Origin of the sequence: Haloimpatiens myeolchijeotgali (assembly GCF_042688525.2) — a bacterium.
GTDB lineage: Bacteria > Bacillota > Clostridia > Clostridiales > Clostridiaceae > Haloimpatiens.
Genome location: NZ_JBHWAB010000001.1, coordinates 548,566 through 561,858, shown reverse-complemented (window position 1 = coordinate 561,858; position 13,293 = coordinate 548,566). Strand labels below are relative to the sequence as shown.

General features: G+C 27.7%; 14 protein-coding genes. 2 read left to right on the top strand and 12 right to left on the bottom strand.

What is annotated here, in order from left to right:
- Positions 1-43 precede the first annotated feature (43 nt).
- A complete protein-coding gene (locus ACFIJ5_RS02810; protein WP_379803533.1) occupies positions 44-1,345 on the bottom strand; it encodes a M18 family aminopeptidase in 1,302 nt (433 codons plus the stop codon).
- Positions 1,346-1,751: 406 nt separating this feature from the next.
- Here ACFIJ5_RS02810 and ACFIJ5_RS02805 point away from each other — a divergent pair, with 406 nt between their 5' ends.
- The gene (locus ACFIJ5_RS02805) at positions 1,752-2,939 is read left to right on the top strand and encodes a cation diffusion facilitator family transporter (protein WP_379803531.1); all 1,188 of its coding nucleotides are present in this window, start codon (positions 1,752-1,754) and stop codon (positions 2,937-2,939) included.
- 105 nt (positions 2,940-3,044) lie between these two features.
- A complete protein-coding gene (locus tag ACFIJ5_RS02800; protein WP_379803529.1) occupies positions 3,045-4,181 on the top strand; it encodes a PRK06851 family protein in 1,137 nt (378 codons plus the stop codon).
- 71 nt (positions 4,182-4,252) lie between these two features.
- Here ACFIJ5_RS02800 and ACFIJ5_RS02795 read toward each other — a convergent pair whose 3' ends face one another.
- The 11 genes from ACFIJ5_RS02795 to gcvH all read right to left on the bottom strand — a co-directional run bounded on the left by ACFIJ5_RS02795 (position 4,253) and on the right by gcvH (position 13,243).
- Positions 4,253-4,978, bottom strand: coding sequence for an energy-coupling factor ABC transporter ATP-binding protein (locus tag ACFIJ5_RS02795; protein ID WP_379803527.1), 726 nt, complete (start codon positions 4,976-4,978; stop codon positions 4,253-4,255).
- Positions 4,979-5,001: 23 nt separating this feature from the next.
- A complete protein-coding gene (locus tag ACFIJ5_RS02790; RefSeq protein WP_379803524.1) occupies positions 5,002-5,865 on the bottom strand; it encodes an energy-coupling factor transporter transmembrane component T in 864 nt (287 codons plus the stop codon).
- A gap of 69 nt (positions 5,866-5,934) precedes the next feature.
- Entirely contained in the window at positions 5,935-6,927 is a 993-nt protein-coding gene (gene cbiM, locus ACFIJ5_RS02785; protein WP_379803522.1) for a cobalt transporter CbiM, read from the bottom strand.
- A gap of 69 nt (positions 6,928-6,996) precedes the next feature.
- Positions 6,997-7,407, bottom strand: a complete 411-nt coding sequence (locus ACFIJ5_RS02780; RefSeq protein WP_379803520.1) for a DUF3842 family protein — start codon at positions 7,405-7,407, stop codon at positions 6,997-6,999.
- Positions 7,408-7,561: 154 nt separating this feature from the next.
- Positions 7,562-8,419 (bottom strand): formate/nitrite transporter family protein, encoded by an 858-nt coding sequence (locus ACFIJ5_RS02775; RefSeq protein WP_379803517.1) that lies wholly within the window; start codon positions 8,417-8,419, stop codon positions 7,562-7,564.
- A 57-nt stretch (positions 8,420-8,476) separates the two neighbouring features.
- Entirely contained in the window at positions 8,477-9,460 is a 984-nt protein-coding gene (locus ACFIJ5_RS02770; protein ID WP_379803514.1) for a lipoate--protein ligase, read from the bottom strand.
- A gap of 173 nt (positions 9,461-9,633) precedes the next feature.
- Positions 9,634-10,263 (bottom strand): DUF3786 domain-containing protein, encoded by a 630-nt coding sequence (locus ACFIJ5_RS02765; RefSeq protein ID WP_379803512.1) that lies wholly within the window; start codon positions 10,261-10,263, stop codon positions 9,634-9,636.
- Between the two features lie 20 nt (positions 10,264-10,283).
- Positions 10,284-10,571: a hypothetical protein gene (locus ACFIJ5_RS02760; protein WP_379803510.1), complete on the bottom strand. Its 288-nt coding sequence runs from the start codon at positions 10,569-10,571 to the stop codon at positions 10,284-10,286.
- Between the two features lie 17 nt (positions 10,572-10,588).
- Positions 10,589-10,780 (bottom strand): CooT family nickel-binding protein, encoded by a 192-nt coding sequence (locus ACFIJ5_RS02755; protein WP_379803508.1) that lies wholly within the window; start codon positions 10,778-10,780, stop codon positions 10,589-10,591.
- A 106-nt stretch (positions 10,781-10,886) separates the two neighbouring features.
- Entirely contained in the window at positions 10,887-12,818 is a 1,932-nt protein-coding gene (acsV, locus tag ACFIJ5_RS02750; RefSeq protein WP_379803506.1) for a corrinoid activation/regeneration protein AcsV, read from the bottom strand.
- Between the two features lie 50 nt (positions 12,819-12,868).
- Positions 12,869-13,243 carry a glycine cleavage system protein GcvH gene (gcvH, locus tag ACFIJ5_RS02745; RefSeq protein ID WP_379803504.1) on the bottom strand — a complete coding sequence of 125 codons (375 nt, stop codon included), beginning with the start codon at positions 13,241-13,243 and terminating at the stop codon, positions 12,869-12,871.
- Positions 13,244-13,293: the final 50 nt, after the last annotated feature.

Genomic DNA, 13,293 nt, shown 5'->3' with positions numbered 1-13,293 from the left:
AAATTGCGAGATAAACCTTATTGGTTTATCTCGCAATTTTTGTTTATAGTTTATAAAATTCTTCAAAAGATTTTCTTACATGAGTATGATCAGCTACTCCTCCTAATTCTCTTATGGAGTGCATTGCAAGTATTGGTGTTCCCATATCTACTGATCTTATATCTAAATGAGTTGAAGATATTGGTCCTATTGTTGAACCTCCTCTTTCATCTGAGCGATTTACAAACTTTTGATAAGGTACTCCTGCTTTTTTACATATCATCTCATAAACTGCGCATGAATTACTGTCAGTTGTATATCTTTGATTTGCATTTATTTTAATTACTGGACCTTTATTTATAACTGGTCTATTTGTAGGATCATGTTTTTCTCCTCTATTTGGATGAACAGCATGAGCTAAATCTCCTGAAATTATAAATGATTTAGAAAGCGCTCTAAAAAATTCTTCTCTACCTTTTCCTAAAGATATAACTATTCTTTCTAATATATTTGATAGCATTTGTGAATCTGCACCTTGTTTTGTAGAACTTCCAATTTCCTCATTATCAAAGCAAACCATGACATTAGTAGCATCTGTTGGATTAGTATTCATTAAAGCTTTTATACCTGCATGAACCATAGCAAGATCATCTAATTTACCACATGAAATAAATTCATCATTAAGTCCTATTATACTTCCTTTTTCAAACTCATATAAAAATAAATCAAAATCAATTATATCTTCTGGTTTTACATTTAATTCTTTTGCTACTGCATTTAAAAGATAATTTCCCTTTTCTAGTTTTTCATTTACTAATGATAATAAAGGTAATGTATCTTGTTGTCTATTTAATTCTACACCTGTATTCACTTTATGATTCATGTGAATTGCTAAATTAGGTATTATAAGTATTGGTTTTTTTATATTTACAAGTCTAGTTTCTGGATTTAATATATCCTTACTCTTTAATGTTACTCTACCTGCTGCAGAAAGTGGTCTGTCAAGCCATGTATTAAGTATTGGTCCTCCATACACTTCTGTATTTAATTTTACATAAGTATTTTCTACAGTAATTTCTGGACATGGTTTAATTCTAAAAGTTGGTGAATCTGTATGTGAACCTATTAGTTTAAATCCATCTTTCTCTACTTCTCCTTTTCCTACTACAAAAGCTATTAAAGCAGAATCATTTTTAGTAACATAATATCTTTCACCTTTTTTTAAATCCCATTTTTCATAATCTTTTATTTCTTTAAAACCATTTTCCTTAAGTTCCTTTTTAAGATTTTCTACAACATGAAATGCAGAAGGACTCTCATCCACAAAATTAATAAGCTCTTTTGCAAATTCTAATTCTTTACTCATCATAACTCCCCCTTAAGTTTATAAAATTTATCTTCTTAACACATCATAAATTATAACATAATATACAAATACTTCGGAGTAATAAATTAAAGTTGAAAATACTTTAATTTTTATACTTTTTAAGCTACTTTTTATAAAAATATTCTTTTCGTTTTGTAAAAAATAAGTTAACTGTTGACAATTGCAAATATATGTATTACATTGAGAATTAATAATCTACAATTTATAATGCAAAAATCAATTAATAATGAATAATGTATAATTAATAATTAAGGAAATTTTGCCTTAAAGCAAAATAACTTATTATATATTATTTGGATTTTTGTTAAAACAAAAATCTTCCTTACATTATTAATTCTTAATTTTTAATTTTTCATTATTAATCTTAAAAGGTGGTGTATATAAATTGTTTTCTAATTTTCTTATATCTCATTTTATAAAAGATTACAGAAATACAGATAATGATAAAGTTAGACAAAGTTATGGATATTTAGGTGGAATAATTGGCATAATCACAAATCTACTATTATCAAGCATTAAATTGGTAGTAGGTTTTATTTCAAACAGTATAGCAATAACAGCAGATGCTTTTAATAACTTGTCTGATGCAGCTTCTTCCATCATAACTGTTATTTCCTTTAAATTAGCAAATAAACCAGCTGATAAAGAACACCCATTTGGACATGGAAGAATAGAATATGTCTCTGCCTTAATCGTATCCTTTTTAGTTATGTTAGTAGGATTTGAATTTATAAAAACTTCTTTTAATAGAGTTATGCATCCTACTAAAATAAAGTTTAAACTAATACCATTCGTTATTATTCTAGTATCAATACTTATTAAAGTATGGCTTGGGTTTTTTAATAAAAAATTAGGTAACCAAATAAATTCTTCTACATTAAAAGCTTCTTCAATAGATGCCTTCAGTGATGTTATAAGTTCTAGTGTTGTAGCTTTATCATTCTTTTTATCAACTTTAACATCTATTCCTATAGATGGATATATTGGAATTTTAATATCTTTATTTATTATTTATTCAGGATTTACATTAGTAAAGGAAACCATAAGTCCGCTATTAGGAGAAGCCCCTGATCCTAAACTTGTTAAAAATATTAAAAATGAACTTCTTAAATATAATCACATTACTGGAGTGCATGATATAATCATTCATAGTTATGGTCCTTCAAAATTTATGATATCTCTTCATGCTGAAGTTCCTTGTAATATATCTGTCTTGAAACTACATGAAATAATAGATAAAGCAGAACGAGATATATCAAAAAAATTTAATGTTTTACTTGTAATCCATATGGATCCTATAAATACAGATGATAAGAAGGTAGCAAAATGTAAAGATGATGTACTTGCTATAATAAAAGACTTCCCTATAATTAAGTCTATACATGATTTTAGAATGGTTGGCGAGAACAATTACATTAATTTAATATTTGATATTGTAATAAGTGTTGATGTAAATTTAAGTAATAATGAAACAAAGGAATTATTAAAAAATATAGATAAAAAGCTCAAACAAATAAATTCTTCATATAATACTGTAATAACAGTAGACAAAGATTTTACTGGCGTAAGTTAACCAATATATAAAACTTTTAAATATGGTGTATTAAAGATACCTATCACGCGTATTATATTAGTAAGTAAAATATTAGTATATAATTAATGGAGTGTGATTGATATTATGAAGGGGCATATTAGACATTTATTTCCTGGAGGTAATACATCAAAAGGTTTTTATTCTTTTTATAAATACATTTTACCTCAAAAAGATGCAAGAAAAATTATATGCATAAAAGGAGGACCTGGTACAGGAAAATCTTCTATAATTAAAACCATAGGTGAATATTTCAATGAAAAAGGCTATAATATTGAATTTCATCACTGTTCTTCAGACAATAATTCTCTTGATGGAGTAGTAATAAGAGGATTAAATATCGCATTATTAGATGGAACTTCACCTCATGTAGTTGATCCTAAGAATCCAGGTGCAGTAGATGAAATATTAAATTTAGGACAATTTTGGAATGAAGAAGGTTTTAAAGCTAATAAATCTAAAATTATAAATCTAAATAACTGCATAAGTGAAACTTTTCAAAGAGCATACAAATATATATCCGCTTCAAAAATAATTCATGACAGCTGGAGCAAATTAAACTCTGAAGCAGTAAATATCTCAAAGTTAAATCATCTTAAAGAAAATCTTAAAAATGAAATATTTAAAACTGATATATCTGAAGCAGGAACTGATAGGCACTTATTTGCTACTGCATTTACGCCTAATGGAATAATAACATATATTGATAACCTATACTCTGAATATAAAACTATATATGCATTACAAGGTGAACCTGGTACTCATAAGTCAGATATTCTTGAATATTTAAGCTGTGAAGCTTTAAAACGTGGACATTATGTAGAGATTTTTCATCATCCCCTTATTCCTGAACAAATTGAGCATGTTCTTATTCCAGATTTAAGTATTGCTATACTAACTTCAAATGAACTAAATAAAAAAGTTTTTCCAGGAATACAAATACAATTGAATGAGCTTCAAACTAAAGAAATCTTAACTAAAAACAACTCTAAAATTCAAGAAGAAAAAGAAATGTTTTACCTACTTTTAAATAAAGGTCTTAATATAATATCCCAAGCAAAAAAACTTCATGATGAACTTGAAACTTATTATATCCCTAATATGAATTTTGACGAATTAAATGTAGTACTTGAAAATTTAATCTCTAAACTAACTAAATATGAAAATAGTACTAAAATTGAAGATACTTTTAACCAATCCAAAAAAGGATTATATTTTATTTAAAAATAAAAATTACAAATAAAGGCTTCTTAAGCTTCAAATAAGATGAAAAACTCCACTTGAAGCCTAGAAGCCTACTTTATATTATTTTGTTGTAAAAAAAGTTCATCATTTATAACTTTATTAAAACTATCATCTCTTATAATGGTATGATTCTCTGAAAAAACCAAAGCTCTTTTAAATACTCCTTGTACATATTCAAAATCATGTGTTGAACATATTATTGTCTTTCCAGATTCATTTAATTTTATTAAGAAATCTCTCAAAAATTTTTTACCTTTAGGATCTATACCATTCATAGGTTCATCCAAAACTAATACTTCAGGATTTAAAGACAGTACACTTGCTATGGCTACCTTTTTCTTTTCACCACCACTTAAATTATAAGGTTCTCTATGTTTAAGTTCTTCTATTTGTAATAATTTCATGCAATCATATACTCTTTTATTCACTTCTTCTTCCTTTAATCCTATTTGTCTAGGACCAAATGCAATTTCTTCATACACCGTAGAACAAAATAACTGAGCATCTGAATTTTGAAAAACAAATCCTATTTTCTTATGAAAAAGCTTTGAAAACTTACTATTTTCTAGCTTTTTTGATGTTATATATTCTTCGTTAAAAATATACTCCCCTTCATTAGGAATTAAAATGCCATTTAAAATTTTTAAAAAGGTAGATTTTCCACTTCCATTAGGTCCTACTAGAGCTACACACTCTCCTTGTCTTATTAAAATATTTACATCTTTAAGTGCTGCATTATTTTTATAATTAAAAGATATATTTTTTAATTCGATCATGTCATCACATCCTAGTACAAAATTTAGTATTGAAATAAAATATTTATACAAAAATATAATAAAATAATAATTATATTTACTATACAATATAATACATCTTTAAATCTCATTTTAAACTTTGAATAAGAATTATAATTTCCTGTAAACCCTCTACACTCCATAGCTGAATACATTTCATCCCCCATATTTTTAGATTTTAAAAAAAGATTTCCCATTATTCTTGAAAGAGATATATACTTATTGTTATTCTTTCCTACAGAGCGAATCTTTAAGGCATAGAACATTTCTAATGCAAATTCTCCAAGTACATATATATATTTTATAGTAATATCAAAAACAAATATAAATATATCTGGAATAAAAAATTTCTTAAGCGCTTTAGTTATATGATGCCACTTTGTCGTATATGATAATATATTGATAGAAATAACAGTCCCTGCTACTTTCAATAAAAGCAACATACTATTCTGTACATTTCCCATAAATATAGATGGCAAAAGCATAATCAAAGTAAATAATGGTATAATTACACTTACAGCCAATATCTTCTTTATTTCTTCACCTTCAAGTAAACTTAATATCAAAAGAAAATATGTATCTACTAAAAATACATAAAAAAAACTTCTAGACATAGATAAAAATACTATTATTAAAATAGTAAAAATTAATTTTAATGAAGGATTTAATTTATATATTACTCCTTCACTATACCTTCTTTCTCTTTTTATCCTTGACAATATTTTTAAAATTCCAGCTATAGTTTTGTCTATAAATCTATCCTTATCATCTATAGGTACATACTCATCTTTTTTCATAAGCCAATCTTCTACTGCCATTTTCTCATTCTCACCTTCTTTAGTTATTCCCTTATATAATTCAACAACCATCCACTAGTTTCCTTCTAATGGTAGAGGAAACTAATGCATGGTTATTGATGGATAAATTTATGATTATTTTCAATTATCAATTGTCTTTTTTGCAGCATTAATATGTTTTTGTTTTGATGAACCTATTATTTTAAATATTATTATTATTAATGCAACACCTGCTAAAGCTGATACTATATAACCAGCTATTTCTGGTATGCCACTTACTGAATAATCAGGCATTAACGAATTAAAACTAAATCCTTTCTCCATACCTTTTGGGATAAATCCTATTAAATCTTTAATTTCATCAGTTCCCCATTCACCCCAAGCTGTACCAGTAGCAATAAGACCTAATGGACATAATATTACTAATGCAATGATAAGTCCAAATAAAGATTTATTATTTACTTGTTTACTTTCATATATAACTCCAGGTGATACTTTTTTTATATAACTATAAACTCCTACAGTTATAGCCCCTTCTAAAATTCCTATAAGCAAATGAGGTATAATCATTGCCGGTATTGCTATGTTAAGAGAATATGGACAATACATTGGAATACCTGCCGCATCTTTAAATAAAATTGGCTGTATACCGAACTCAATAGCTGCACATAAAGCTGCTATATTTAATGCTATATATCCAGCTGCAAAAGCCGCTATATATTCTCCTTTTTCACTACTTATCTTTTCTTTTATAAATTTATAAACATAATGTGCTACAAAAGGCATTATAAAAGCCATATTAAATGTATTAGCACCAAAGGCTAATATTCCACCATCTCCAAAAAATAACGCTTGTATAAGTAATGCTATAGTAACTGCTATACAGGCAGCATACGGTCCCAAAAGTATCGCTATTAAGGCTGCTCCTACTGCATGAGCAGTTGTACCTCCAGGTGCTGGTACATTAAACATCATAATTAAAAATGAAAAAGCTGCACAAACCCCTAAAGCAGGCATTTTCTTTCTGTTTATTTCTTTTTTAACCTTTGTTACTGTCCTCTTCCAAATAGGAATCATGGCAGCCCCCATTACAACACAAGTAGATGGACTTAAATAATTGTCTGGAATATGCATATCTACTCCCCCTTATTTTAATAAAAAAAACCATGAAGATTCTCCTTAATCTTTGGATAACCTTCATGGTTAAATTTCGCACTTTTTCAATTCTTCAATGACCAAATTAATCATTTCACTCAATGACAACTCTCTAGTACCTACTGTATAAATATTACATCTATTCAAAGGTAGTATAATTTTTCTAGCACTACTACTTGCTATGGCTTCAGCCATTACTGGTGTTATCTCTCCCATCATTGAATTCGCAGCAATGATTGCTATGGGTCCTACTATAACATCAACTTTTTCACTAGTAACCTTAATAGCATTTTCTCCAGTAGCAGCACAATGGGCTCCACCTTTTATCATATTAGCTGTAGCAAGAGAATTCGTTCCCAATCCCACAACCTCTACATCATTCTTAAAGTGAGCTCTAATTCTTTGAATGATTGCTTTTCCAAGTCCGCCACCTAAGCCATCTACTACAGCAATCTTCATGTTTATCACCTTTTTCTTCAATTATTCTCAATTTATGTAATAATCATACAACATTTTTTTGATTTAGTCAACACAAACTATGAAAATAAATTAAAAAATATACTTTTTATCTATATAATTTTTATTTTAAGTACTCTTATTTTTATATCACTCTCTAAATATTAACGTCCTTTTTTATATTTTTAGTTTTTACAGCCTTATATCTATATGCTATAAAATACACACATCCAACTAATACTGTACCTCCTACAATATTGCCCAATGTTACAGGTATTAAATTATTTAAAATTCCTGAACCACTTATAAGATTTAACTTATCTTGAGTTAATGCTGATGCTTGTACATAAACTGAATTTAATTTAGCAAATGTGCCAATCATTAAAAAATACATATTAGCTACACAGTGCTCAAATCCACAAGCTACAAAGGTCATTATTGGAAACCATATCATAAATATCTTACCAATCACATCTTTTGCTGCTGTAGCACCCCAAACAGCAAGACATACTAAAATATTGCACATTATTCCGCTAGCAAAAGCTGTCTTAAAACTTAATCCACATTTTGCTGAAGCTACCTTAATTACTGTTCCTCCTAATTTTCCATCACCCATGTTTAACATTCCTGAATTATAAACTAAAAATGCTATTACTAATGAACCAATAAAATTTGCAAAATATACTATTACCCAATTTCTTAGTAATTGTTTAAATGTAGTCTTTTTATCTAATACTGATACAACAATGAGGTTATTACCTGTGAATAATTCTGCTCCACATACTACTACAAGTATTAAACCTACAGGAAAAACGCTAGCTCCTAATAACTTTGCTATACTTGCATTTGTCACATTGTAAGAAACTACAGCTGATACAGCTCCACCAATTGCAATAAATGCTCCTGCTAATATACCTAAAATACTACCTTGAAGAAAACCAATATTTGCTTTAGTTATTCCTGATTTTATTGTGGCCTCACATACTTCAGCTGGCTTTAATATTTTACTTTCCATATAATTCCCCATCCCCTTTTATTATTGCCAACATACAATATAGTAAACTCATTTATATTAAAAGAAGCATTTTAAAACTTCTTGTGCACTTATATTACCAAAATATTTTTTTAAATTTACACTATTTAGTAATTTAATTAACTCTTCTTCCTGATATTTTAATCCTATAATTTTTTGTTCTAGCGTATTAACATTAGTTAATGCTAAAAAGTCGCCATAAATTTTGCAATTTTTAATAACGCCTTTATTTACATTTAATAATATTTCTACTTTGCCATTAGTAAATCTTTTAGAATTTTTTAAATTAAACTTAGGTGATTTTCCGTAATTCCATTCCCACGTCATATATTTATTCTCTTTCAAGTCTTTTATGCTTTTTATATCTTTTTCTGTTAAACAATATTCCTGTAAATCTTCTTCCTCAAATAAATTTTCTAAAAGAAACTCTTTAAATTTATTTATATCTATATCTTTATGTAGATAATCACTTATATTAGTTACTCTACTTTTTACAGATTTTATTCCTTTTGACTGGATTTTATCTTTTTCTACCTTTAGTACTTTGCTTAATACCTCTAAATCTGAATTAAACAACAAAGTACCATGATGAAGTATTCTTCCCTTACATAAACTCTGTGCATTTCCTGAAAATTTCTTATTATCTATAGTAAGATCATTTCTACCACTCAGTTTAGTATTAATCCCTAATTTATCTAAAGCTTTAATAACTGGTATTGTATATCTTTTAAAATCTATTAGATTATTCTCATCATAACTTGTTATAAAAGAAAAATTTAAATTTCCTAAATCTTGGTATACAGTACCACCACCAGTTGATCTTCTTACTATGTTTATATTATTTTTTTTAACATATTCAAGGTTTATTTCTTCTATAGTATTCTGATGTACTCCTACAAGTACAGTGGGTTGGTTTTGCCATAATATTATAAAGTCTTCTCTTTGTCCTATCCCCTTAAATATATATTCTTCAAGTGCTAAATTATGATATGGATCATAAGAGTTATTTAATATATATCTCATATTATTCCTCCGTCACTAGGTTTTTTTATCTATAGTTAAATAACTATAAAAGGGACTATCACAAAATAAATTTTACACATAATATATTAAGGTTTTAATCTAAAAACAATCAATATACTGTGTTATCTTTTTATTTTGAGATATCCCCTTAATATGGATAATTTCAACTGAATTTAAAATGCCATTTTTGTAAGAATACCAATTGATACATCTCCAACAACTGCTAAATCTTCAGCAGTAAAATAGTATTGTACATTCTCATCAAACAAAATTTGAGAAGATGCTGGAAATTCATCATCTCCACCCCATAATGCAAATGTTACATATATGTTATTAATAAATTCAAATTTATATCCCACGTCACCTATTTTTACCTTTTTAGCGCCTAAACGTTCAAAAATTTCACTAAGCTTATTTAACTTTTCCCCAAAAGTTTTAGATAATCTTAGCATACATCTTCCATAAAAATTATTATAATAAACATTTCCTCCTGAAACTTCTCTATAAGTTATATCTTTATTTGTTGGAGGAACACCTTTTGCATTCATTAGATATCTTAATATTAAAGTTTTCATTGGATATTTTTTTATCTCTGAATAATCTTCATTTAATACTTCTCCAGAAGGATATTTTACTATATAATTTTTCCCCATTAATGTTACAACTAGTTCTTGCTTTTCTTTTAAATATTCACATCCAGTATTTTGTACCATTTCTTCTGGATTAAAATCTTTAAATATGCCTTTATTATATTGATATGGTAGTTTATCTTTTCTTTTTTCCTCTACAGCTTTTTTATCCATAACAGTTTCCTCTCATAATCTTACATATGTTTTTTTGCTTCCAAAAGCATTTCATCAGCTTTTTCCATAAATTCTACAGCCTTTTCTATATAAGTTGATGTTTCTTCTTTACCAATTTTTTTTGATTTCCCTATCCATTCTTTAAAACTTTCTTCATGAGATTTATTGTGTTCAACCCAATGTGCTAATAAAATTTCTAAAGTTTTTATTTCTTTTTCAGTTTGATTCTCTATATTATTTAATTCATGTGAATGGATATGTTCATGAGTATGTTCATGGTTGTGTAAATGTTCTTCAATATGTCCCATTTTTATCCCTCCAAATTTTATATTTGTTCTATCATTACTTTATTATCTATAAGTCTAACTTCTTTTAATTTTCCTGTTACTGTTTTTTCCTCACCTAAAATATCTGAAAGAAATATTCTGCCATTTGCTTCTGGTACTATATGTACCACATACTCCATTATCTTTTCTTCACCTTTTGGTGTAATTAAATATGCTGTTGATTCACACATAATAAAATCCTCCTTTTTTATGAATTAAAATTCAACTTCAGTTGAAGCTGTACTTCATGTGAAGATTAATTTAATTTTCAAACTTTAAGTATATATATTTTAAATTCTATATACCTAATAATCCTTTAACACTTGGAAATTTTTCTATATCCGTATGTGGTAAAAAACATGCAGATACAAATTCATCCATATACGTTGGATCTACACTAAGTTCAACATAAGTTATTTGATTAGATGTTTCTTCTAATTTATGTCTAGCATCTTCACTCATTAAGGTCAAATAACATCCCATTAAAGAACTATTACCTATATAAGAAATTTTTTCTCTTTCTATGTCTGGAATCATTCCTATTCTTACCGAATTTTCAATATCTAAATTATTTCCTATTCCACCTGCAATATATATTTTATCTATCATAGTAAAATCCATACCTAAACTAGAAATCAAAGTAGATATTCCTGAGTAAATTGCACCTTTAGCTCTAATAAAATTATCTATATCTACTTCTGTTATAGTAACATCTTTTTCCAAACCACATTCTTCTTTAAAAGCAATTACATATTCTCCTATATCATGTTCATTAAATCTTATTCTAGAAGTATTTAAATTTCTATTTATTTTTCCTCTTCTATCAACTACATTAGAAATCATCATTTCACATATTATATCTATTATTCCTGATCCACATATACCTATAGGTTTTTCATCACCTATAATCTTTAATTTTGGTTCATAAGTTTTTCTATCTATTTTTACTTTTTCAATAGCTCCACTAGCTGCTCTCATTCCACAACTTATTTCTCCACCTTCAAATGCTGGTCCTGCTGAACACGCACAGCTCATTAAAAATTCTTTATTTCCAAAAACAATTTCTCCATTTGTTCCTAAGTCAATAAATAATATATTTTCATCCATATCCCACATACCTGAAGCTAATACACCTGCTGTAATGTCTCCCCCTACATAACTTGCTACACATGGTGCTAAGTAAATAAATGTTTCTGGATTTACTTCTATTTCAAGTTCCGAAGCTTTTATAAAAGGAGCTTTTGAAAATACTGGTATGTACGGTTCCATTCTTAAATAATTTGAATAAACGCCTAAAAACAAATGTGACATAGTAGTATTTCCTGCTACTACAAAAGCAGCTACTTCATTTTTATCTATCCCTGTTTGATTATACATTTTTCTAAGCAAAGGATTTAAAGTTCTATGTATTATGGCATCATTTAATTGTTCGAGACCATTACCTTTAGTTGAGTACATTATTCTATTTATTACATCTGCTCCATATTGAATTTGAGCATTACCTGAAGAAGCTTTTGCTAATACATTTCCACTATATAAATCTAGAAGACAAGCAGCTACAGATGTAGTTCCAATATCAACTGCTACACCATATAATTTATCTGTAGTTTTTTCTTTTTCAATATTAATAATTGTAGTCTTTCCAGTACCTCTTGGAATATGAGTTATAGTTACTTTAAAATTTGAATCTCTAAGTAATTTAGGTATTCTTCTCAATAAAGAAAGTCTACAAAATACTTGGGAATATCCTAATTTATTTCTAAAATGCCTCTTTATTCTTTCAAAATCTGATATATTATCGTCTATTGTTGGTTCATCTATCTCAATATAATCTTTTCTTACATAACTTTTAAATTCCATTCCTTTGTTCACTATTTGCATCTTTGCATCATTAAATATTTTCTTTTCTTTTTCACCATTAAAGTCTTCTATTTTCATATCATGCATAGCAGCTGATGAAACCTTTGGAACCTCTACAACTAAGTCTTCTATTACTTTTGAACAACATGCTAAAACATATCCTTCAGACCATTCATCATCACTTATATGACGAGTCTTTTTTGAATCTACTTTCCCATCTATTATTTTAACTTTACATTTTCCACATGAACCATTTCCATTACAAGGAGCATCTATAAAAATATCTGCTTTTCTTATTACTTTAAGTAAATTTTCTCCTTTTTCCACTTCAATTTCTTTATCATGAGAAATAAATTTTACTTTTAGCATATTAAAATACCTCCCTTGAAAATCTTCCCGGCTAAAGCCGAGAAAATTTTCTATTTCAAACCAGCCTCATATTCAGAAGCATTTAACAAGTTTTTTATTTCATCTTTATTACTTAACTCTACTTTTACAATCCACGCATCATAGGCATCTTCATTTATATATTCAGGCTCATCATCTAACTTTTCATTTATTTCTAATACTTTTCCTGAAACTGGTGCAAATACCTCTGCAGCTTTTTTAGAAGACTCAACTACTCCAAAATCCTTTCCTTGAACTAATTCATCGTCCTCTTCTGGCATCTCTACATATAATATTTCTCCTAATTGAGATTGAGCAAAATCTGTAATTCCTACATACGCTGCATCTCCCTCAATCTTTGCCCATGTATGTTCTTTACTATAATATAAATTATTTGGATGATTCATCTCATATCCTCCTTTAAAATATAGTTCCCAGAATACTTACCAACCCAGTA